A 22,786-nucleotide genomic window follows, 5' to 3' on the forward strand; every position below is an offset into this window, starting at 1 on the left:
ATTACTGTATATTTAATTAATCTTATTAAAGAATACTACTAACATGTTAAAGCCATCAATTTAGTAGTTATCAGGACGACCAAACCCAGGGTCGCTATAAGTTGGGTAGGTATCGAAAATATTGCCATTTCCTGTTGCTCTTGGATCGCCATGCTCTTTTAAAGTTGTCATCAATTGAGTATCTAGCTGTTCAAGAACGCCTGCATATTCTTTATTCTGAGCTAAATTATTGAGCTGATCTGGGTCCTTTAGAATATCATATAACTCAACATTAGGTCGTTTACCTGTCGCCAAGGTATAAAAAGGTTCTATTTCTTTCTTATCTTTTTCGGTAATGATGAATGCTTTTGTTGGGCTGGCATCAATATTAGCATAGCCGCTATAAACTTTATTGGCATATTCCTTAAATGTAACGTCGTCCTTGCCTGGTTTTCCTGCTGGCCAGCGGTTAGGTTCAAAGTTTTTGATATATAAATATTGATGAGTACGTAATGCACGAATAGGATAAGTTTCTAGTGGAACCTCTCCACCATCCATGTGCCTTTCCATAGCAGTAATAACCGATTCACGATGTGGCTGGTCATATTGCAAGGTTGGAAGCAGGCTTTTCCCAACCATTGATGATGGCGGATTAACTCCTGCTGCTTCTAAAAAGGTAGGAGCTAGATCGGTTAAGGATACAAGTGAGTCATTTGTACGTGATGGTTTGATGACATTATTCCACATAATGGCAAGTGGAACGTGTGTTCCTGCATCATATAGGGTTGCTTTCGCCCTTGGGAATGCCCAACCATTATCACCAGTAATAACAACAACGGTATTATCTAAAAGACCTTCTTTTTCAAGTTTATTAAGAATATCACCACAATTCTTATCAAATATCTGAGCAGCATCGATATAATCCGCGATGTCATCACGTACTATCTGGTTATCTGGTAAATAGTTAGGAACACCATCATCTTTAACTTTTATTCCTTTTTTAACTCCTTCTCCCGTTGTAAAAGGGCGATGAGGTTCAGGGCTACCGTACCAAAAACAGAATGGTGTATCTTTTGGTCGCTCAGCCATAAACGTATCAAAGTTTTTATATCGAGCGCCGGCTGGGTTTTGACTTCTTCCTCCTGGCTCAGTTTTACCAGGTGCCCAGCCTTTACCAGAGAAACCTACATAATAACCATTGTCCTTTAAGATATCGGTATATGTTAATAATTTTGAGGATAATGTACCTGCGAGATTAGCTCCTTGTTCTAGTTGGTAAATAGGTTTACCCGTTAAAATAGATCCCCGTGAGGCTGTGCATGTGGGGGCAGCGGTGAATGCATTAGGAAAATTAACTCCTGAGCGTTTAATTCGTTCAAAAGTTGGAAGGTTTAAACCAAGCTTATCAACGGCTTCGGAATTCTGCCAACTCCAATCATCTGCGATGAGAAAAAGAATATTTGGTCGAGGTCTAGCTGTAGCTGCAAAAACATTAGTGTTTGTTATTGCAAGTACAGATAAAGCCATCAACCCTTCACAAAGTGTTCTACGAGTGACATCTACCATTTTACAATCCTCATATACTTTACATTATCCCTTAAGGTAAATTAATACTGCTGATTTGATTTATATACTTATAAATAAAGAAAATATAATCTTTCTATTTGATATAGATTGGTATAGATTCATGAATATAATTACAAGTTAATTATGTATAGTAAAAATAATTAATTTGTAATTATAATATGTAATATAGTTCACATTTATTGTTCATGATCTATCAATAATAATATAAACTATCAAAATATGTTGGTGGGGGTAAAATGTTACCAAAGATTGATGTAAATGCATGTAAATCAGAGGATTGTAAGAATTTTGCACTAGTTGATTGCGCTGATTACGTTAAACCATCATTCAAACTTGGTTATAGAGCCATATATTGTCCTAAATGTGGTGGTAATAGTTATCTAATTAATAACGATGACTTAAAAAAAATATTTTATCCATATTGGTCTTTCTATATGAAAAATATAGAAAAAGCTTGTCCAAGCTGCTATTCAACTGAAAGTATAAAATATGGAACAACAGCAATTGGTACTGTTAGGTATCAATGTAAGAATTGTAATAATGTTTATTCATTAAAAAATCTAAACAAATTTGATGATGTTGATAACAAACTCATAGAAAGTTTATTAAAAAACACCAAGGTTAGTACTATTTTTAAAGAGTTAAAAATTACACCGGCATCTTTTTATCGAAGATTAGAAAATATAAATGAAATATTAGATATATTATGTAGGAAAGTTGAAAAATATAAAATAAAAAATAAAATTTCATCAATAGAGACAAATTTATTTAATTTAAATTGTAGGGTTGAAAATAAAACGGGACTATCTAATGATTTACACTGTATAGTTAGTTGCTGCTCTAAAACAGGTTATGTATTACCTATTACGACAAATTGGAATGATCAAGAGTTATCATTAGAAAGTATTTATAAATCACAAAATATCCCAGCGGAATCTATTAATTTATTAGAAGAAAATACAATAGAAAAAATATATAAGAAATATGAATCATTTCATAAGCGTCATAGCTTTGATCATATCCACTATACGAGTGATAATGTGTCAAAACACATTATAGAGCCTGTTGTTGCTGGCCATAGTCATTTTAAAACATTAGAGATATTGTTAGCACCGAATGTAAAACATCACTTTATTCATCATGAGGTTTATATTCGAGGAGCAGTATTAACAGCTTATGGGAATGCAATTAGAAATGAGAAATGTGATGTTTTCTATGTTATTTCTAATGAAAATAGAGATGGCATTCAATATAAACATACTGGAAGCTATAAAGTTGGATGGTGGAAGAATGTTTGGCATGAATATAAAGATATTAATGGGGAAGGGTATAAATATATTTGTAACTTGACTAGTTCTAAAAACAATCAACCGTATGAGTATCTAAAGTTAAACCCATCATTAAAATATTCTGAAGAATTTATAAAAACGTTCTTGTATTTCTTCCCAAGTAAAAGAATAAATTCATTATCACCAAAAATTTTAGTTAAAATTCTTTCTTTATTTAGTAAATATTATAATTACTGCTGTATTCCTCCAAATGAAACACTAACAGCTGCTCAGCGTATAGGAGTGGCAAAACAACAGTATGACTTAAGTATGATATTGAATGTAGACTTGTATTCTGACAGCGAAGAGTAAAATATAGAGATATACCAACATAAATTGATAGTATTTTTCTGTTGATGATGAAATCAGTGGTTAAACGTGACTAAAATCACATATGTTCCAGTACGATTATTATTAACTACAGTCATCAAAAATGATGGCAATATATTTATTCTGGAGCAATTGTTATGAATAAAAAGTTATTAGTTTTACCCATAATTATAGGTTCGCTATTAGGTAGTACTCTTTCATATGCAAAAGATATTACTATCTATCATACTAATGATTTACATGCTCATGTTTCACCATTTAAAGTTCCTTATATTAGTAAAGATAGACAAGTAGGCGGGTTTGCTAATATAGCTAGTGTAGTTAAAGATGCTAAAAATAAAGAACAAGGTGTTTTTTTCTTTGATGCAGGTGACTATTTTACAGGGCCATATATTAGTACGTTAACAAATGGTGAAGCTGTAGTTGATATTATGAATGAAATGTCATTCGACGCAGTTTCAATTGGTAACCATGAATTTGATCATGGTGTTCCTAATATGTTAACTCAATTAAATAAGGCTAAATTTCCTGTTTTATTAGGAAATGTTTTTTATGAGAATTCAGAGAAACCTGTCTGGGATAAACCGTGGACTATTATAGAAAAAGATGGTGTTAAACTAGGTGTTATTGGCTTACACGGAAAATTTGCTTTCTACGACACAGTGAATAAAGATAAAAGAGAAGGTGTAGAGGCTAGAGACGAAGTCGAGTATTTACAAAAATATATTAATGAGCTGAAAGATAAAGTTGATATTACAGTATTACTGGTACATGAAGGCGTCCCTGCTCGTCAATCAAGTTTCGGTGCGACTGATGTATCTAGAATGCTACAAAAAGATATTGACCTAGCTAAACAAGTCGATGGTATCGATGTTTTAATTACAGGCCATGCTCATGTAGGGACACCAGAGCCCATTAAAGTAAATGATACCTTAATTGTTTCAACAGATTCTTATGGCATTAACTTAGGTAAGTTAGTGTTAGACGTTGATGATAATACAAATAAGATCAAAGGATATAAAGGGCAACTAATTAATATGTTCGCAGATGAACATACGCCAGACCCTGCTACTCAAAAGAAAATTGATGATTGGACTAAAAAGCTAGAAACAATCACGCTAGAAAAAATTGGAAATGCGAACGTCGAATTAACACGTGCTTATGGTGAATCATCTTTATTGGGTAACTTAATTACAGATGCTTTCTTGCAAACAGATTCACGCGCGAAAATTGCTTTTGTTAATAGTGGTGGTATTCGAAGCGAAATAGAGAAAGGTAATATTACTCTTGGTGATGTAATCAGTATGTTCCCATTCCCTGATGAACTTACTTACATGGAAATCAGTGGAAAAGATCTTCGTTCATTAATGAACCATGCTGCAAACTTGACAAATGGCGTATTACAAGTCTCTTCAGGCTTAGAAATGAAATATGACAGTAAGAAAAATCCAGACAGTCGAGTCGTTTCATTAAAATTAAATGGTAAAGATATTAATGATAACGAATATTATCCAATTGTTGTTAATTCTTTCTTAGCAACAGGTGGCGATGGTTTTGAAGCATTTAATAATGGTAAAAATACTAAAACAATCCCAGGTATCAGTGCTGCTGATGCGGTTATTGAATTTATTAAAAAGCAACCAAATCAAAATCCAAAATTAGATTTACGTATTAGTGATATAGCAAGTAAGTAATATATATAAAATAATGTCGATTAATTTCGGCATTATTATTAACTCTAACACTTTAATATATTTAAAATATAAGTTCCTTCTGAGGGAAATATGAATAAATCAAATATCCAGAGGCTATTTGCTATAAGCTGTCTGTCTTATTCATTCACTGGTGCATTAATTATAGTAACAGGAATGGTAATGGGTGATATTGCACAGTACTTTGGAGTGCCAATCACTAGTATGAGTAATACATTTACATTTCTAAATACAGGTATATTAGTTGCTATATTTCTTAATGTTTGGTTAATGGAAGTATTTGCAATTAAAAAACAACTAATATTTGGCTCTATTTTAATATTGTTATCTATAACGGGGCTTTTCTTTGGAAAATCCTTAATTATATTTTCTATTTGTATGTTTATTTTAGGTACCGTCAGTGGAATCACGATGTCTATTGGGACATTTTTGATCACTCAGTTATATGAAGGTAGACAGCGTGGTGCACGTTTATTATTCACCGATTCGTTTTTTAGTATGGCAGGAACGATATTCCCTGTTATTGCTGCTGCGATATTGACTCGCCATTTAGGTTGGTACTGGGTATATGGGTGTATCGCATTAATTTATCTAGGAATAATGTCACTAACATTGCTCTCTGATTTTCCTGCCATTGGTAAAAAAGTTAATGCAGAAGAATCGTCTAAAAATGGAAGTAATGTATCAGTAAAGGTAACCTCTGAAAAATGGGGACTGAATGTTGTATTACTTTCCGCTGCTGCTGTTTGCTATATATTGGGACAGTTGGCTTTTATTCAATGGATACCTGAGTATACAACTAAAGACCTAGGAATGGATATCAGTGAAGCTGGCGTACTAGTGAGTTATTTTTGGACATCTTATATGATCGGTATGTGGGTGTTTAGTTTTGTTATCAAGTTTTTTGATTTACAAAGAGTCCTTGTATTTCTTGCGGCTTTAGCGACTATCGCAATGTATATATTTATTCACAGTGAACAAGTCAATCTATTACAATATATCATTTTTGGATTAGGTTTTGTTTCTAGTGCAATTTATCCAACTATTATTACTTTAGGTTCACAACAAACGAGTGTGTCATCGCCTAAATTAGTTAATTTTATTTTAACCTGTGGAACAGTTGGTACAATGTTAACTTTTGTCGTAACTGGTCCAGTGGTTGAGCACTTTGGTGTTCAGGCCGCATTAATTACAGCTAATATTTTATATTTTACTGTTTTTGCTTGTTGTTTCTTACTTGGTTTCTTTACTAAACATAGAGTATTAAATTTAAGTCAGTCACACTAATAATGATAATTTATTTAAGATATGGTTCATTGTTTATAATAAAACAGGGATAGATAGAGTTATTTTATAATGATTTTCTATCTACCGCGTAATTAATAAATACCTCTGATTTATCTATAATGTTTATTTTCAATAGCCTTTCTATATTTATTTTGAAATAAGCAGGGGTATTTCAAATGAAATTAATAAAAGTTTTTATTCGGAGATTATAATGGCAACGCCTCATATCAATGCGGAACTCGGTGATTTTTCTGATGTAGTTATCATGCCAGGAGATCCATTGCGAGCTAAATATATAGCAACTAAATTTCTTGAAGAAGCTAAAGAAGTTAATAATGTAAGAGGAATGCTTGCTTATACAGGAAATTATCGCGGGCGGAAAGTCTCTGTAATGGGGCATGGAATGGGTATTCCATCATGCTCTATTTATGCAAAAGAACTGATCACCGATTTCGGTGTTAAGAAAATTATACGTGTAGGTTCATGTGGTGCAGTGCGGCAAGATGTTAAGTTACGTGATGTAGTTATTGGTCTGGGTGCTTGTACTGATTCTAAAGTTAATAGAATGCGTTTCAAAGGGCATGATTATGCTGCAATTGCTGACTTCAATATGGTTTGTAGTGCTGTGCAAGCTGCAAGTGAGCATGGAATTTCTACTCAGGTTGGCAATTTATTTTCTGCAGATTTATTTTATACACCTGAACCGGATATGTTCGATATTATGGAAAAATACGGTATTTTAGGTGTCGAAATGGAGGCCGCGGGAATTTATGCTGTTGCTGCGGAATATGGAGCTAGAGCATTGACCATTTGTACGGTTTCTGACCATATACGAACTAATGAAAAATTATCAGCTGAAGAACGTCAAACTACGTTTGATGATATGATCAAAATTGCTATGGAGTCAGTACTGATTTGTGACGAGAAAACACCCTCATCCCGTAAAGGTTTTTCGTTAAATAGAGTTTTATTTCAAATTGAATAATGATAACTCAAACATGCTTAGGGCAGAAATTGCTCTAAGCATATTCGTTATTATAGGATCATTAAAGGTGTTATTTGTCTGATTTCTTGAATAGAGTGACCTTGTTGTAATAGCGCAGCTAAGGTCTTCATTGGGGGAATAGAATGCTTGAAAATACTTTTATATCCTTCACATAAATAATTATGCGCTTTTCCATTTATGGAATTAATTCTTAGTTTTGGGCATCCGCCTTGACAAACGAATCGGTAGTCACATTCTAAACATACTTTAGAAAAGTCACTTTTACTCATTCCAAAATTTTTTTGTTTTTTACTATAAACTAAGTCAGTGAGGTTATCAGTCAATATATTACCAAGTTTATATTCTGGATATACAAAGTGATCGCAACTATAGATATCACCATTTTGCTCGATAACTAAACTTAATCCACATGTTGCACGCATTACGCACATACCAGGACTCTGTCCCATAACTGCTGCTAAGGTGTTCTCAAAAATCTGTACAAAAACACTGCCAATATCATTTTTGAACCAATAGTCAAAAATACTATTAATAAATGAAGCGTAAAGAGGGCCTGTTACAGACCATGGAGTGACATAAGCAAGAGTTTCAAGATTGGGACTAATTAGTTCACCTTGAAATACCCCCTGAGGTCGACGATCTACAGATGGGATAAACTGCAGATAATTCGCTTTCACTTCTTGTGTTAAATATTTATAGACTTCAAGCGGGTATTTGGCGGTATATTCATTTACTACGATCAATACATTAAATTCTACATTATATTTTTGTAAAATTCTCACTGCATTAACAACTTTATCATGAGTTGATTTCCCTGCATGAGTTTTTCTGTATTTGTCGTGGATGTGTTTAGTACCATCAAGGGATATACCCACTAAAAAATTATTTTTTGAAAGAAATTCTCCCCAATTGTCATCAATCAAAATGCCATTAGTTTGTAGTGTATTGGTTATCTTTTTCCCGTTAGCATATTTTTTTTGTAGTGAAAGTGCTTTTTGATAAAAATCGATACCAGCCATTGTAGGTTCACCACCCTGCCATGCAAACTCAACTAATTGAGTTGGGTTTTGTATTATATATTTTTTTATGTAGTTCTCTAATACATCATCACTCATGAATCGAGAAGGCGTTTTTTGGCTTAATGTCCCACTATCTTTGCCTTGATAGAAACAGTAGACACAATCAATATTACAAGTATAGCTTGTTGGTTTGGCCATTAGGTGAAAAGCAGGTTTCATGCTCAAAATCTCAGTAAAAGAACAAAAGGTCATAGTCAAATTTTTCCAAAGAAAAATATGAGATCTTCGTCACATTGACAATGTATTTAGTATATAACATTTTGGGTGTTATCAGTTTATGTTGTTTCAATAAAATAAGTTTTACCCACACCAACATATAATGATAGTGGTTAATGAAATTTAAATTATGATTTTATTTTTTGTGATGCTCTTCAACTAATATTAAGAGACTGTAAATAAAATTATAGCGATGAGTTAGTTAATTTTTAGGCTTTATATGAAATATTTTAATAATAAAAAATACAGTTGGAGGTTTTAGTGAATAATAGAATTGGTTTTGCTATCCCTATTTTATCATTATTAATTTTGAGTCAGAATGCATTTTCTAGTAATGAGTCAAATGGATTTATTGACGGAGCTAAAGGTAATTTATTATTACGCAATTATTTCATTAATAAAAATTATGTTGGTGATTCAGCAGTTAAAAACTATTCTAGAGAATGGACTCAAAATTTCATATTAGAAATTAAGTCAGGTTATACACCAGGAGTCATTGGATTTGGGGTTGATGGGCTAGGGTTATTATCGGTAAAACTTGACGGAGGTAGAGGTACGACTGGTACAGGGCTTTTACCTGATGATTCACCGCATTCTTATGGTTATGTTGGAGCTACTGCGAAATCAAAATTTTCTAAATCAGAATTAAGATATGGAGACTTAAGACCTAGAAACCCGATGGTAATTGCGACAGATACTCGTTCTTTACCTCAGGTTTTTCGTGGACTAGATTTTTCTAGTAAAGAAATTGATGGCTTAGAATTACAATTTTCTGTACTCCAAAAAGGAAAGTCGAGAGTTTCAGAAGATATGGAAACACTAACATATAATAAAATCAAAGGTGGTGATTTTTATTATGGTGGTGGTAAGTATGTATACAGTAAAGATACATCATTTTCCCTTTGGAGTAGTAAATTCGAAGATATCTATCAGCAAAACTATGTAAATTTGACTCAATTCTATAATATAGACAATGTAAGGTTGGGGGCAGATTTAAATTATTGGTGGGGTAAGGATACAGGCAGTTCAAAAGCAGGAAAACTTGATAATAAAACATTCAGTTCTGCACTTACAGCTCAGTATGGCGGTAATAAATTAATTTTCGGTTATCAACACTTAGAGGGCAGTTCTAAATGGATGCGTTTAGATGGTGCTGGTGGTGGCTTTCTAAGCAATGACTCGTTGAGTAATAGTTTTGATTCGCCGAAGGAACGTTCTTACCAAATCAGACATGAATATGATTTCACTCATGTGGGTGTTCCAGGGTTGAAAATAATGAATCGATATACTAAAGGGACTAATATTCATAATAAGTTTACGGATAATGGTCGCGAGTGGGTCCGTGAAACAGAACTATACTATACTTTCCAGACAGGCGCTTTAAAAAAACTTTCTGTGAGTTATAAAAATATTACGTTAAGACAAACTCATGGCACAAGAAATGAAAATGAAAACAGAATAACATTTAATTATCCATTAGGATTATTTTGATGTTATACCGTTTCTGTTATAGGTAATGACTGATTGGTTTCGCATGATTAATTAGGAATAATATATTATTTAATGAGATTTTTAGTGTCAACTTTGAATTTTATTATTATAGAAACTATTCATTAGATTAAATATAGAGGGGCTCTAGTTTGATTTATGACTCATGATCCCTTCTTTATCTCTTTTCTGTATCACATGAAATAATTTCAAGTAGATCGGGTTGTCTGTAATACGATCTGGGGTAATATCTATTGTTATCATAGAAAAAATATAACGACGTAATAATTACGTCCTTTGGCCATATTTTTCTGATGTGCCATAACAAGGATAACTAATGAAATTAGAAACATTATCGATTCACGCCGGTTACTCTCCTGACCCTACCACTAAGTCCGTTGCCGTGCCAATCTACCAAACCACCTCTTATGCTTTTGACGATACTCAGCATGGTGCTGACCTCTTCGATTTAAAAGTCGCGGGTAATATTTACACTCGTATCATGAACCCGACTAATGATGTTTTAGAGCAACGAGTTGCTGCGCTTGAAGGCGGTGTCGCTGGCTTGGCCGTTGCTTCTGGTATGGCGGCAATTACTTATGCGATTCAAACTATCGCGCAAGCTGGAGACAACATTGTTTCTGTAGCTAAATTATACGGTGGAACCTATAACTTATTTGCCCATGCTCTGCCGCGTTTAGGAATTGAAACACGTTTTGCGGAGCATGATGATCTCGCCGCATTTGATGCGCTTATTGATGATAAGACGCGGGCTATTTTTTGTGAGTCAATTTCAAACCCAGCGGGCTTTATTGTTGATATTGCGGCGCTCGCTGAAGTTGCACACCGCCATGGTATTCCTTTGATTGTCGATAATACGGTGGCGACACCTTATTTATGCCGTCCATTTGAACATGGGGCAGATATCGTCGTTCATTCATTGACAAAATATATTGGTGGTCACGGTACATCACTTGGCGGAATGGTTATTGATTCAGGTAAGTTTCCATGGACAAAATACCCGAATCGCTTTTCGTTATTGATAGAGCCGGATGTGGCATACCATGGTGTCAGTTATACCGAACATTTTGGTGCAGCGGCCTTTATTGCTCGTTGCCGTGTTGCGCCATTGCGCGGAACGGGTGCTGCATTATCACCGTTTAACGCATTCTTGATTTTACAAGGTTTAGAAACCCTCGCGCTAAGAATGGATAGACATACCGAAAATGCGCTAAAAGTTGCGAACTACCTGGAAAATCATCCACAAGTAGAGTGGGTGAAATATGCAGGGCTACCGAGTAACCCTGAACATGGCTTAGCGCAAAAGTATATGAACGGCAAGCCAGCAAGTATTATGTCGTTTGGTATTAAAGGTGGCCAAGAAGCAGGGGCGCGCTTTATTGATGCCTTGAAACTGATTGTGCGGTTGGTAAATATTGGTGATGCTAAATCACTAGCCTGTCACCCTGCATCAACGACACATCGTCAACTTAATGATGCAGAGTTAGCGCAGGCAGGAGTTTCTCGGGATATGATCCGCTTATCAATTGGCATAGAACATATTGATGATATTTTAGCAGACCTTGAACAGGCGTTAGCTGCTGCCAAATAGTTTTACTTTGTATGAATAACAACCGGTTATGGTGAATACCCTGACCGGTTTTTGTTTATAAACTGCTGTACACTTTTTTGTATTAATGACTAATATTAAGAACGAATTAAATTTTCACCTTATTTTTAAATACTGAACTATTCTTTAAACACTCAGTCTTATTTGATTCTTATCTCTTTTTGTATATGAATTGTAGTATTCATTTATTGATTGTTTATATACAGCGACCTTTCTACCAACTAACGTTCGATTTGTTTAAATGGGGTTTAATTGCCATAACGATAATAGCTAAATAAAAGAGCGCGTTTGCTCAAACGAAATAAATAAAATGATTAAATATCAATAAAAAGAATGGTTGAGATGAGATGATTATGGCAAACAATAGAATTGCCTACCTTAAATGGTGTCTGTTATTTGGTTTTGTCCTAGTGACCTATTTTTTACCCTTAAATGGTAGGTTACTGTGGCAACCGGATGAACTGCGGTATGCAGAAATTAGTCGGGAATTGATTATAAGTTATAACTGGAGTGTTCCTGAACTTTTAGATATTCGTTATTTTGAGAAACCCATTTTTGGTTATTGGGTAGGGGCTGTTTTCCAAATGTTATTTGGTGAAAATAACATTTCTGTTCGTCTTGGAGTAGTATTTAGTACATTAGTCAGTGGGTTATTTGTTTATCTCAGCGCTAAAATGGCTTGGAAAAACTCACGTATTGCGTTTAATGCGGCCTTTATTTACCTTTCAATGCTGATGGTCTTTACCATCGGTACCTACAATATTCTTGATCCCATTGTGACTGCATTTATCACTATGGTGATTTTCTTTTTCCAGTGGGGGTTAACGACAAAATACTTCTCTCATAAATTACTCGCTTTTATGATGATGGGAGTAGCCTGTGGGCTAGGGGTATTAACAAAAGGTTTTCTCGTTTTAGTGCTGCCAGTACTTGTTTGCTCAGTTGCCGCTATTTACTTTAAGCAATTCAAAGAAGTATTTGTTTTATCGTTTGTTTCACTGTTCACTGCTTTTGTCGTGTGCTTACCTTGGGCCTTTGTTATTGCCAGCCGTGAGCCTGATTTCTGGAACTATTTCTTCTGGGTTGAGCATATTCAACGTTTTATGGCGAATAACGCGCAAAACAAATCCCCATTTTGGTTTTATATCCCTATCTTGCTCGCTGCGGTATTACCTTGGCTAGGGTACCTTTTTGGTGCGCTACGTCACGCATGGCAGCAAAAAGGGTTACATATTTATTTTCTATTATGGTTTATCGTGCCATTTGTTTTTTTCAGTATTACTAAAGGAAAATTACTGACCTATATTTTGCCTTGTATTGCACCGATCGCGGTTCTTATGGCAGCCTACATTGAAAAAATACTGACTGAGAAAAACACACTCACTATTCGTTTGAATGCATTGATTAACACACTGATAGGTGGCGTTATTGCTGGTGGAATTATTGCTTCTGCTTATTACCCTAAACTGAATGTATATCAGGCCGATGAAAGTGGAAAGCTATGGTTAGCCGCTGGCGCATTTATTTTTTGGTTATTGGTTGCGTTGCTTTCTTTCAAACAACGGTTTTGGTATTTAGCCGCAGTGTGTACGGTGGCAATTAGCTTAACGGTAGGGCATGTGATCCCATCTCGTATTGCCAGTAATAATACGCCACAAGAGGTGATTGCGAAGTATCATCACCAGTTAGCTGATAAATCTGTATTGTTAACCAATAATGTCGGGCTAGGCACCACATTGGCATGGGTACTTAAACGCAGTGATATTACGATGCTTCACCAAACAGGGGAATTAGGCTACGGGCTAAAATACCCAGATGCCGCTAATCGGTTTTATAGCTTAAAGCAGTTACCTGATTTATTAAAAAATTATCATTATAAAGATGTGGCGGTGGTCGTAGAAAGTTCTCAGCGTGAATTGTTGGACGCATTACCCGGCAACCCAATTATTATTCGGGAAGGTAATCTTGTTTTAGCTTTTTATGAAGGCCAATAGAGACAGTACGTTGGGATGTTATTTGATAATCGCCGCCATACCATTTAGGTTTGGCGGCTATTTACATTAGCGTGTAGGCTTATTTAAAGTGCTCGAGTTTGACGCTGAATGAGATTTTTCCAGACCTGCGGGGAGACCATGATAAATTAATAGCATGGCCATGCTATTACTCATTGCATTCACTTCCACTTCGTTGACTGTACGGCTGTTACGTTGATGACGGCTAGTTAACGTATTTCTCATTGGGACGTCTCCTCAGTTTCTTTGATTAGGCGATTCGCTTCGGCAAGCTCATAGCGCCTTGGTGTTAGTGCGGTTGCACTGTGATTACGGGCTAGCAAGGTATAAATGGTTGGTAAAACAAACAGGGTAAATAATGTGCCAACTAACATACCAGTGACTATCACTAAGCCTAAGCCAAAGCGGCTATTTGCTCCTGCTCCAGTGGCGAATAGCAGAGGAACTAAGCCAATCACCATTGCTGCGGTTGTCATTAGTATTGGGCGTAAACGAATTTGTGCTGCTTTGAGAATGGCATGTCGTCTATCTAACCCTTCATTGGCTTGTAATTCATTGGCAAACTCAACCATCAATATTCCGTGTTTACTGATTAAGCCAATCAATGTGACTAAGCCGATTTGGGTGTAAATATTTAATGTTGCATAACCAAGTGCCAATGGAATTAACGCACCACAAATTGAAAGTGGAACAGTAATCAAGATAATCAATGGATCGACTAAACTTTCATATTGTGCCGCTAAGACTAAGTAAATAATGATGAGCGCCGCCATAAAGGCAAAGGCGAGGGTGTTTCCTTCTTGTTTATATTGGCGCGAATCGGATTGCCAGTCATGGCTAAAACCTGCTGGTAGCTCATTGGCAATATTATCTAAATAAGCAACAGCTTGGCCTAATGTGACACCAGGAGCAGGTATTGCTTGGAAAATTGCCGCATTTTGCTGATTAAATTGCGTGAGTTTATTCGGTTCAACTTGGGTATTGATATCAACCACCGTTGACAGTGGGATCATAGTTCCCGCTTCCGATTTCACATAATGGCGTGAAAGGGCTTCCGGTGTTAAGCGTTGGCTACGAATACTTTGAGGGATCACATCATAAGAACGGCCATCCATCCCAAAGCGGTTAATATAGTTTTCCCCCACTAATAAGGTCAGTGATTCCCCGATATCTTGCATACGAATACCTAAGCTATTCGCTTTTGAACGGTTTATGCGGACTTCTACCACTGGGTTGTTGTAGTCGAGGTCACTATCTACCACCATAAACAGACCGCTTTCACGTGCTTGTTGCTTGATCTCTTCCATGGTTTTATAGAGTACCGAATAATCTTGCGGACTTCTGAGAACCATTTGGATTGGCAAGCCACCCGTTGAACCTGGCAAGGCGGGTAACTGGAAAACGAAAATACTGTTCCCTTCGACATCACCGACGCGCCCTTGTAAGTCACCTTGGATCTCAGATGCGGCGCGGTCACGCTGCTCCCATGATGTCAAGTTAGTTCCCCCAAAGCTGGCGGAAGGGCCATCGGTTCCGTTAATAATCCAAGTACTTTCTGTTTCTGGCAACTCCATGAAAACATCATGTAATTTACGCGAAAAACGTTCTACATACTCGAGGTTAGCGTGTTGCGGCGATTTGATCGCCGTTAATACACTAGACTGGTCTTCCACAGGGGCTAATTCACGAGGAGCTGATTGATAAAGCAGTGGTAAGCTAATGAATACACCAACGGCAATAACACCTGTTAACCAACGGTTTTTCAAAGAGAAATTCAATACAATGGTATAGTAATGGGCTAAGGTAGAAAAGAAGGTTTCTGCCATGCGCGCCATACGCCCTTCATTCTGTTTTGAGTTCAACATAAACGAGCTCATTACAGGGGAAAGGGTTAATGCCACAATCCCCGAAACAATCACCGCCCCGGCCAACGTGAGTGCGAATTCTTTAAACAAAGCTCCCGTTAAACCTGACATTAGCCCTATTGGAGCATATACCGCCGCCAAGGTGATCGTCATCGCGATAACTGGGCCTGCCACTTCACGAGCACCAATTAAAGCCGCTAAAACCGGTGATTTCCCTTCTTCAATATGGCGATGGACGTTTTCGACCACAACGATAGCATCATCGACGACGAGACCAATTGCTAATACCATGGCCAGTAGCGTCAGTAAGTTAATACTAAACCCAAATGCCATCATGAGTGCGGCTGCACCTAACATAGATAGCGGAATAGCTAAAATTGGGATGATTACGCTGCGAATTGACCCTAAACACAGGTAAATAACCGCAATAACAATCAGTAGCGCTTCAACTAGTGTGCTAATCACTTGGTCAATAGACGCTTTAATAAAGCGCGAAGTTTCAAATGCCATTTCCACCTTAACGCCGGGCGGTAAAGTTTTGGTGATGTCAGGCATTAATTGATTCATGCCGTCAACGATTACTAGAGGGTTACCGGTTGGTGTGGCAAATAAACCAAGGTAAATCGCAGGCTCACCATTCATTAAACCACTGGTTTCTGTGGAAGCGGCTCCTAATTCAATGGTTCCCACATCTTTTAAACGTACTAATCCATTGCCGTCGTTGCGGATCACTAGATCACGAAACTCATCGACATTAGTGAGGTCGGTATTAACATAGACATTAGAAATCACGAATTCGCCTTTGACTTTACCGGGTGCCGCTTGGTAGTTGTTTTGGCGAACTGCTTGCGCAACATCCGCAGCGGTTAGCCCTCGGCCAGCTAATTTATCGGCATCCAGCCATAAACGCATTGCTAATTGTTGGCCTCCGAAGACTTGAACTTTAGCGACACCATCAATTGAGGAATACATTGGTTCAATGACGCGAGAAATATAGTCTGTCAGGGCAGGAATGGATAAATTGGTGCTGGAAAAACCGATATAAGCAACCGCAGTAGATTCCCCAGAGGAAAGTTCAATCACAGGGTCATAAGCTTCTTTCGGTAATTTATAACGAACTTGGTTCACCTTCGCCATTACTTGTGCAAGGGCTTGAGTGGAGTCTCGGTTAAGTTCCATTCGTACGGTGACAAGGCTACTTCCTTGCACAGAAGAAGAAGACAGATAGTCTACGCCTTCCACAGAGGAAACCGCTTGTGCGATGGGTTGTGTCACAAACCCTTGCATCAATTTAGCTGATGCGCCAGGGTATTGCGTAGTAATGGTGATCGTCGAGCTTTCAAGTTGTGGATATTGGCGAATAGGCAGTTTACTCAGCGCAAATAAACCAATTAATACAATCAGCGCACTGACCACGAGAGCCAGAACAGGTCGGCGAACAAAAATATCAGTAAATTTCATTACGCCTTCCTTATGAACCTTGAGCCGTATTAGTGACAGGTTCAGACAATGTATCTTGGGCAACAGGGGTGACAGCAGAGCCGTCGTTTAAGCGTAATTGCCCAGAAGTGACGACTTTATCGTTAGCACTTAAGCCGTGTTCTATTTCAATTTTGCCATCCCAACGTTGCCCCGTTTTTACGGACACCCGCTTGACGGTCATCGCATCCCCTTCACCTTGCGTAATAAATACGGTATCGCCATAGGCGGTATACGTAACAGCGGTTTCTGGGATTGTAATGACTTCATTACTGGCTTGGCGTACCACATTCACATTGGCGTACATCCCAGCTTTTAATGTGCCATCGCTATTTTCTAATGTGGCTTGCAGGGCGATAGTACGTGATTTACCAATGAGTGGGTCAATGGCCGTAATACGGGCTGGAAAAGTTTTATTGGGATAAGCATCAACTGTAATATCAACAATTTGGCCTTGATGCAGTTCCGGTGAGGCCTGTTCATCTAAGGAAAAGTTGAGCTTTAAGGTTTTGGTATCCACCAGGCTGGCAATGGCTTCCCCTGGGTTTAAATACTGTCCTTCATGGACTTGGCGAATACCTATCGTACCGTCGAATGGCGCTCGGATTGTCTTTTGCGCAATCAATGCTTGGGTTTGGCGGATCAGGCCTTGGGCAATATCACGTTCAGCACGTGTACTGTCCACTTGAGCCTCTGCCACTAAATGTTGCGCAGATAATGAACGTGTTCTTTCATATAAGCGAGCCGCATTGCGCAACTGTGCTTGGTAACGTGATAAATCAGCTTGTTCAACGGCATCATTGAGTTGCACTAATAATTGGCCTTTTTTGACTTGCTGGCCAGATTCAAATGCAATTTTTGTTATACGGCCATTGGTTTCTGCGGCGACTAAGACTTGGCTGCCAGCTTCTAACTCACCTACACCGTAAAAAGTACGAGGCGCGGTATCTAAGCTAACAGGAGCCAATGCCACTTTTACGGGTGGATATTGGTATGCTGCTTGTTCGTCTTCTTCATTTTGCGCATAGGTCGAATAAATCGCGCTACCCGCCCCAACAGCGATCAAAACGGAACAAAGTGTCATTATTGTTTTTTTATTCATTAAATTTTCCTTCTATTTCTGCGTCTTTAACGCGAAATAAAGACCTCGAAAATGCCCTGCAATGGCGATAGCGATTAAGCCCCCAATAACAGCGATATGTTCAATTGCCCAAAACATGGCGATTTGAGCTTGTTCTCCCGTGTAGCTCCAAAAGGTGTGGACAACCACAATAGTGAGGAACAAAAACACGGCTAACGCGCCAGTTCCAAGCCATAAAAGACGGTTAAATAGCACAAGAACAGAGCCAATTAACATGACAGCAGCAGAAGCAATATTGAAAAACCAATCTGGGTGAAGACCTGCGGCACGCATTTCGGCCAGACTATTTTCATAATCAAAAACTTTGGCTAAACCAGATGAAATAAATAAAACCAAGACTAGTAAGCGAGCAATAACCCATAAGCTATTGCTTTCTAACATTTTGGTAATCACCGATGGCATAAACCTATCCCCTTTTAAAAAATAACCTCAATTGACAAACTAGCAGGGTGGCACTATAAAACCTTAAGTTAAGTTGAGGTCAAGCAAAGGTGAGCTAAAATGGCGGACAAAGACACAAAAACGATAAAACCTCAGAAGAATGAGGGGAAAAAAATTGATTTTACTCGGGCATTAACGGTGGGCGAAGTGGCAAAACGCTCGGGAGTGCCTGTTTCTACAGTCCATTTTTATGAATCAAAGGGGCTAATTCAAAGTACACGAACTCAAGGGAATCAGCGACGATTTCACTCTGTTGTACTTCGTTACATCGCCATTATTAAGGTTGCACAAAGTACGGGGATCCCACTACATGAAATTCAAGAGGCATTGGGGCGTTTTCCTGCAAATAGCGCGCTAACTTCGGAGCAATGGAAGGAGATGTCGACGCAATGGCGTAAATCTTTAGATAAGCGTATTCGGCAACTGACACGTTTACGTAATGAGTTGGATAACTGTATTGGTTGTGGTTGCTTATCACTCAGTGACTGTCCGCTGCGCAATCCTGATGATGTACTTGGTAGGAAAGGCCCTGGTGCCCGTATTTTAGAACGTCCATAAGTTATTTTATTAATTTCTGCGATTAATCATACTTTTCATTATTTGGATAGCCACTGCTGAAAGTGGCTATTTAACGATTTATATCATCACCTTACTATTTAAATTACCGCACATAATGGATATTTTTTGCGCCCATCGGCTACCCCTTTCCAGCATATTTGCGTAACTATTCGTTATGTTAATTTTTTGTGAACTCATTGTAACTAAATGAGAGAAAAAGAGGGTGACAAAGATGAAAGGCTTGAATAATAAGATTGCCATTGTGACTGGGGGAGCGACCAAAATTGGTGCAACCGTTGCGAAGGTATTAAGTGATTACGGCGTTAAAGTCACGATTTTTGACATTGATACCTTGAATGGTGAAAAGGTAGCTCAAAGTGAGCCCAATATTGATTTTCTTCCTGTCGATATCACTGACGACCAACAACTTAAACAAGGCATTGACCGTGTTGCGCAAAAATATGGGCAACTCGATTTTTTAGTTAATCTGGCTGCCACTTATCTTGATGAAGGCCAGTTATCTACAAGGCAGGATTGGCTCACTGCGTTGAATATTAATGTGGTGAGTGCAGTGATGGCTGCGCAGCTTGCAAAAGTACATTTCGCAAAATCGGGTAAAGGTGCCATCGTCAATTTTACCAGTATTTCTTCTTCTGTCGCCCAAACTGGTCGTTGGCTCTACCCTGCATCTAAAGCCACCATGTTAGAGGTAACTCGCAGCCAAGCAATGGATTATGCGGCTGAAGGAATTCGTGTAAATTCCGTTTCCCCTGGGTGGACTTGGTCCCGAGTTATGGATGAAATCACAGGGGGAGACCGTCAAAAAACAGACCGTGTTGCTGCTGATTACCACTTATTAAAACGCGTTGGTGACCCAGAAGAAGTCGCTCAAGTTGTCGCGTTCCTACTTTCTGATTTGGCCAGCTTTGTTACAGGTGCGGATTACGCTGTCGATGGCGGTTACTCCGCTATGGGGCCTGAACAGGCTAAACCGGCAATTCCCCGTCTTGCTGAATAAGACACCATTTTAACTATTTTGTAGAGGAAAATACTATGCGCCGTATTGCTATCGTCGGTGGTGGTCAAGCGGGTATGCCATTAGCTTTGGGTCTACTCAATAAAGGTTATGAAGTCACTGTTGCAACAAACCGCACTCCAGATGACGTTAAAAATGGCCGAGTGATGTCGAGCCAGTGCATGTTCGATATTTCACTGCAATTTGAACGTGATTTAGGCATTAATTTTTGGGAAGAACAGTGTCCGCCGGTTGAAGGAATTGGTTTTACAGTTCCTCATCCCGAAAAAGCGGGGGAAAAAGTAATTTCTTGGCGTTCACGTCTCGATAATTATGCCCAAGCTGTCGACCAACGTATCAAAATGCCTTACTGGATGGAGTTATTTGCAGCTCGTGGCGGTAATTTACGCATTGAAGATGTTGGTATTGCAGAACTGGAACGCTTAGCGCAAACACACGATTTAGTCGTGTTAGCGGGTGGAAAAGGGGAAATTGTTAAACTGCTTGAGCGCGATGCCTCCCGCTCACCTTATGACAAACCACAACGGGCCTTGGCACTGACTTATGTGCATGGCATGTTACCAACGCCAGAGTATTCACAAGTTTCTTTCAACTTAATACCCGGTGTTGGTGAGTATTTTGTGTTCCCATCACTGACGAATAGTGGTGATTGCCACATTATGGTGTTTGAAGGGATCCCCGGTGGGCCTATGGATCAGTGGAATGAAGCTCGTACTCCACAGGAACACTTGGCATACAGTAAAAAAATACTCAATACCTATTTACCTTGGGAAGCAGAACGTTGTCATAATGTTGAGTTAACTGATGATAATGGCATCTTAGCCGGAAGATTTGCACCAACAGTGAGAAAACCGGTGTTAACTTTACCATCAGGTAACATTGTGTTTGGTTTAGGAGATGCGTTAGTCACCAATGACCCACTAACGGGTCAAGGTTCGAATAACGCTACCAAGGCTTGTAAAGTCTATTATGACGCTATTTTAGCCCATGGTGACAAACCTTACACTGCAAAGTGGATGAATGACACATTTGAACAGTTCTGGAAGTATGGTCGCCATGTTGTGGAATGGACCAATTCCTTACTCGCCCCACCTGAGCCGCATATTTTACACCTATTGGGTGCAGCCCAGCAGCTGCCATCCCTCGCACACACCATCGCGAATGCCTTTAATTACCCGCCCGTATTATTCCCTTGGTGGAAAGATGAGGCTGCTTGTGAGGCGTATATTCAATCGCAAATGATGGAAGAAGCTCGAGCTTAATGGGAGATATCAGTATGTCTATGATTGCAGAGGATACACTCATGTGTGATAGGGAATGGGGCGATACCGAATTTGAATCAAAGATATTGCGTAATCTGTTGGGATGTTACCCAACAGGCGTGGCTATTGTTACCACCCGAACTGCAGATGGCCGTGATGTTGGGTTAACTATCAACTCATTTGCGTCGTTATCACTTGACCCACCATTAGTGCTATGGAGCTTAGTGAATCATTCACCAAACCTAGCGGTATTTCGTGATTGTACTCATTTTACTATCAATATATTAGGCCACGGACACCAAGAACTAGCGATGCGTTTTGCGAACCCACGTATCGAAAATAAATTTGCAGATGTGGCTACCCACCTAACACCAGAAGGCGTTCCTGCATTGCATGGTGCTATTGCCACATTGGTGTGCGAAAACCATAAGCAAGACACGATTGGTGACCACTTATTAATGGTGGGGCATGTTCGCCGTATAGGTAGTGAAGCGGGTAAACCGTTAGTGTTCCATGGCGGTAGCTTTACTGCCCTACATGAAGCGCCTTAAGGAGGGAGTGACTATGAACCAGCAAATTTTAATGACATTCGCGACACAATTGCAGCAAGGGAACATCCAAGTTATCGACCTGACACAAACCTTATCGCCTTCATTTCCGGCACTGCAATTACCTGAACAATTTGGGCAAGTTTGGTCATTTAGCATGGAACAAATTTCTTGCTACGACGATAACGGCCCTGCATGGTATTGGAATAATTTTAGTTGCGGAGAACATACCGGCACGCATTTTGATGCACCAATTCACTGGATCAGTGGCAAAGACCAAATCAACAACACCGTTGATACTATTCCAGTGGAAAACTTTGTAGCGCCAGCCGTTGTGGTAGATGCCAGTGCGGAAGTGGCTCAAAACCCTGATTGGGTGTTAACTGTAGAGTTTTTGCAAAAATGGGAAGAAAAGCACGGCATAATTCCTAAAGCAGCTTGGGTACTTTTCAGAACGGATTGGTCGAAAAAGGCGAATGACCCGGTTGCCTATGTAAGTATGCGTGAAGATGGTGCACACACGCCGGGGCCATCGCAAGAAGCGGTGGAATGGCTTATTCATCAGCGTGATGTCAAAGGGTTTGGCGTTGAAACCATCAATACAGATGCAGGGCAATCATACAGTTGGCCAGTACCTTACCCTTGCCATACTTTAATGCATGGTCACAATAAATATGGCCTGCAATGTTTAACGAACCTCGACAAACTGCCTGCGACAGGTGTCGTGATTGTTGCTGCGCCACTTAAAATTGAAGGTGGTTCTGGCAGCCCATTACGTGTACTCGCACTTGTGGGGTGAGGT

At 38.7% G+C, this 22,786-nt stretch carries 18 protein-coding genes; 12 read left to right on the forward strand and 6 right to left on the reverse strand.

The window, feature by feature from the left end:
• Window positions 1-60 precede the first annotated feature (60 nt).
• Window positions 61-1,545, reverse strand: a complete 1,485-nt coding sequence (locus P3L40_RS02285; RefSeq protein ID WP_210852947.1) for a sulfatase — start codon at window positions 1,543-1,545, stop codon at window positions 61-63.
• A 257-nt stretch (window positions 1,546-1,802) separates the two neighbouring features.
• On the opposite strand from P3L40_RS02285, the gene P3L40_RS02290 reads away from it, so the two are divergent.
• The 4 genes from P3L40_RS02290 to deoD all read left to right on the forward strand — a co-directional run bounded on the left by P3L40_RS02290 (window position 1,803) and on the right by deoD (window position 7,208).
• Window positions 1,803-3,206 carry an IS1 family transposase gene (locus P3L40_RS02290; protein WP_210852949.1) on the forward strand — a complete coding sequence of 468 codons (1,404 nt, stop codon included), beginning with the start codon at window positions 1,803-1,805 and terminating at the stop codon, window positions 3,204-3,206.
• A 155-nt stretch (window positions 3,207-3,361) separates the two neighbouring features.
• Window positions 3,362-4,918 (forward strand): bifunctional metallophosphatase/5'-nucleotidase, encoded by a 1,557-nt coding sequence (locus P3L40_RS02295; RefSeq protein ID WP_004261157.1) that lies wholly within the window; start codon window positions 3,362-3,364, stop codon window positions 4,916-4,918.
• A gap of 90 nt (window positions 4,919-5,008) precedes the next feature.
• Entirely contained in the window at window positions 5,009-6,223 is a 1,215-nt protein-coding gene (tsgA, locus tag P3L40_RS02300) for an MFS transporter TsgA (protein ID WP_136134384.1), read from the forward strand.
• A 211-nt stretch (window positions 6,224-6,434) separates the two neighbouring features.
• Complete coding sequence (gene deoD / locus P3L40_RS02305; protein WP_110592508.1) at window positions 6,435-7,208, forward strand: purine-nucleoside phosphorylase; 774 nt, start codon at window positions 6,435-6,437, stop codon at window positions 7,206-7,208.
• 50 nt (window positions 7,209-7,258) lie between these two features.
• On the opposite strand, the gene P3L40_RS02310 is transcribed toward deoD, so the two are convergent.
• Window positions 7,259-8,467, reverse strand: a complete 1,209-nt coding sequence (locus P3L40_RS02310; protein WP_136134385.1) for an anaerobic sulfatase maturase — start codon at window positions 8,465-8,467, stop codon at window positions 7,259-7,261.
• A gap of 318 nt (window positions 8,468-8,785) precedes the next feature.
• Here P3L40_RS02310 and P3L40_RS02315 point away from each other — a divergent pair, with 318 nt between their 5' ends.
• The 3 genes from P3L40_RS02315 to arnT all read left to right on the forward strand — a co-directional run bounded on the left by P3L40_RS02315 (window position 8,786) and on the right by arnT (window position 13,636).
• Window positions 8,786-10,015, forward strand: a complete 1,230-nt coding sequence (locus P3L40_RS02315) for an OprD family outer membrane porin (RefSeq protein WP_004261143.1) — start codon at window positions 8,786-8,788, stop codon at window positions 10,013-10,015.
• A gap of 334 nt (window positions 10,016-10,349) precedes the next feature.
• Window positions 10,350-11,624 carry a bifunctional O-acetylhomoserine aminocarboxypropyltransferase/cysteine synthase gene (locus P3L40_RS02320; RefSeq protein ID WP_096864568.1) on the forward strand — a complete coding sequence of 425 codons (1,275 nt, stop codon included), beginning with the start codon at window positions 10,350-10,352 and terminating at the stop codon, window positions 11,622-11,624.
• A gap of 365 nt (window positions 11,625-11,989) precedes the next feature.
• Window positions 11,990-13,636, forward strand: a complete 1,647-nt coding sequence (gene arnT, locus P3L40_RS02325; RefSeq protein WP_210852951.1) for a lipid IV(A) 4-amino-4-deoxy-L-arabinosyltransferase — start codon at window positions 11,990-11,992, stop codon at window positions 13,634-13,636.
• Between the two features lie 66 nt (window positions 13,637-13,702).
• Here the strand turns inward: arnT and P3L40_RS02330 are convergent, their stop codons facing one another.
• From P3L40_RS02330 to P3L40_RS02345, 4 genes are read right to left on the reverse strand one after another with little or no spacing between them, the layout of a single operon-like run.
• Window positions 13,703-13,879, reverse strand: coding sequence for a hypothetical protein (locus P3L40_RS02330; protein WP_004261134.1), 177 nt, complete (start codon window positions 13,877-13,879; stop codon window positions 13,703-13,705).
• On the reverse strand, window positions 13,876-16,980 hold the full coding sequence (locus P3L40_RS02335; RefSeq protein WP_004261131.1) for a MexW/MexI family multidrug efflux RND transporter permease subunit: 3,105 nt from the start codon (window positions 16,978-16,980) through the stop codon (window positions 13,876-13,878). The genes P3L40_RS02330 and P3L40_RS02335 overlap by 4 nt, the downstream gene beginning before the upstream one ends.
• 10 nt (window positions 16,981-16,990) lie before the next feature.
• The gene (locus P3L40_RS02340; protein WP_096864570.1) at window positions 16,991-18,100 is read right to left on the reverse strand and encodes an efflux RND transporter periplasmic adaptor subunit; all 1,110 of its coding nucleotides are present in this window, start codon (window positions 18,098-18,100) and stop codon (window positions 16,991-16,993) included.
• Window positions 18,101-18,112: 12 nt separating this feature from the next.
• Window positions 18,113-18,541 (reverse strand): DoxX family protein, encoded by a 429-nt coding sequence (locus tag P3L40_RS02345; RefSeq protein ID WP_004261127.1) that lies wholly within the window; start codon window positions 18,539-18,541, stop codon window positions 18,113-18,115.
• 99 nt (window positions 18,542-18,640) lie between these two features.
• Between P3L40_RS02345 and soxR the strand changes: the two genes are divergently transcribed.
• From soxR to P3L40_RS02370, 5 genes are all read left to right on the forward strand, one after another.
• Window positions 18,641-19,138, forward strand: coding sequence for a redox-sensitive transcriptional activator SoxR (soxR, locus tag P3L40_RS02350; RefSeq protein WP_004261125.1), 498 nt, complete (start codon window positions 18,641-18,643; stop codon window positions 19,136-19,138).
• A 232-nt stretch (window positions 19,139-19,370) separates the two neighbouring features.
• Window positions 19,371-20,156: an SDR family oxidoreductase gene (locus tag P3L40_RS02355; RefSeq protein ID WP_004261123.1), complete on the forward strand. Its 786-nt coding sequence runs from the start codon at window positions 19,371-19,373 to the stop codon at window positions 20,154-20,156.
• A 35-nt stretch (window positions 20,157-20,191) separates the two neighbouring features.
• A complete protein-coding gene (locus tag P3L40_RS02360) occupies window positions 20,192-21,436 on the forward strand; it encodes a styrene monooxygenase/indole monooxygenase family protein (RefSeq protein WP_094961446.1) in 1,245 nt (414 codons plus the stop codon).
• 14 nt (window positions 21,437-21,450) lie between these two features.
• A complete protein-coding gene (locus tag P3L40_RS02365) occupies window positions 21,451-21,987 on the forward strand; it encodes a flavin reductase family protein (protein WP_226617123.1) in 537 nt (178 codons plus the stop codon).
• A 13-nt stretch (window positions 21,988-22,000) separates the two neighbouring features.
• Window positions 22,001-22,783 (forward strand): cyclase family protein, encoded by a 783-nt coding sequence (locus tag P3L40_RS02370; RefSeq protein ID WP_196732222.1) that lies wholly within the window; start codon window positions 22,001-22,003, stop codon window positions 22,781-22,783.
• Window positions 22,784-22,786: the final 3 nt, after the last annotated feature.

The sequence above is a fragment of the Providencia sp. PROV040 genome (assembly GCF_032706145.1).
In the GTDB taxonomy this organism is placed as follows: Bacteria; Pseudomonadota; Gammaproteobacteria; order Enterobacterales; family Enterobacteriaceae; genus Providencia; species Providencia hangzhouensis.

What these genes read in the sequence shown, in the direction of transcription:
- P3L40_RS02355 (WP_004261123.1), top strand. Translation starts at nt 19,371, where the DNA reads ATGAAAGGCTTGAATAATAAGATTGCCATTGTGACTGGGGGAGCGACC.
- P3L40_RS02330 (WP_004261134.1), bottom strand. Translation starts at nt 13,879, where the DNA reads ATGAGAAATACGTTAACTAGCCGTCATCAACGTAACAGCCGTACAGTC.
- P3L40_RS02285 (WP_210852947.1), bottom strand. Translation starts at nt 1,545, where the DNA reads ATGGTAGATGTCACTCGTAGAACACTTTGTGAAGGGTTGATGGCTTTA.
- soxR (WP_004261125.1), top strand. Translation starts at nt 18,641, where the DNA reads ATGGCGGACAAAGACACAAAAACGATAAAACCTCAGAAGAATGAGGGG.
- P3L40_RS02365 (WP_226617123.1), top strand. Translation starts at nt 21,451, where the DNA reads ATGTCTATGATTGCAGAGGATACACTCATGTGTGATAGGGAATGGGGC.
- P3L40_RS02320 (WP_096864568.1), top strand. Translation starts at nt 10,350, where the DNA reads ATGAAATTAGAAACATTATCGATTCACGCCGGTTACTCTCCTGACCCT.
- P3L40_RS02360 (WP_094961446.1), top strand. Translation starts at nt 20,192, where the DNA reads ATGCGCCGTATTGCTATCGTCGGTGGTGGTCAAGCGGGTATGCCATTA.
- P3L40_RS02345 (WP_004261127.1), bottom strand. Translation starts at nt 18,541, where the DNA reads ATGCCATCGGTGATTACCAAAATGTTAGAAAGCAATAGCTTATGGGTT.
- deoD (WP_110592508.1), top strand. Translation starts at nt 6,435, where the DNA reads ATGGCAACGCCTCATATCAATGCGGAACTCGGTGATTTTTCTGATGTA.
- P3L40_RS02340 (WP_096864570.1), bottom strand. Translation starts at nt 18,100, where the DNA reads ATGAATAAAAAAACAATAATGACACTTTGTTCCGTTTTGATCGCTGTT.
- P3L40_RS02295 (WP_004261157.1), top strand. Translation starts at nt 3,362, where the DNA reads ATGAATAAAAAGTTATTAGTTTTACCCATAATTATAGGTTCGCTATTA.
- P3L40_RS02335 (WP_004261131.1), bottom strand. Translation starts at nt 16,980, where the DNA reads ATGAAATTTACTGATATTTTTGTTCGCCGACCTGTTCTGGCTCTCGTG.
- P3L40_RS02310 (WP_136134385.1), bottom strand. Translation starts at nt 8,467, where the DNA reads ATGAAACCTGCTTTTCACCTAATGGCCAAACCAACAAGCTATACTTGT.
- P3L40_RS02290 (WP_210852949.1), top strand. Translation starts at nt 1,803, where the DNA reads ATGTTACCAAAGATTGATGTAAATGCATGTAAATCAGAGGATTGTAAG.
- tsgA (WP_136134384.1), top strand. Translation starts at nt 5,009, where the DNA reads ATGAATAAATCAAATATCCAGAGGCTATTTGCTATAAGCTGTCTGTCT.
- arnT (WP_210852951.1), top strand. Translation starts at nt 11,990, where the DNA reads ATGATTATGGCAAACAATAGAATTGCCTACCTTAAATGGTGTCTGTTA.
- P3L40_RS02370 (WP_196732222.1), top strand. Translation starts at nt 22,001, where the DNA reads ATGAACCAGCAAATTTTAATGACATTCGCGACACAATTGCAGCAAGGG.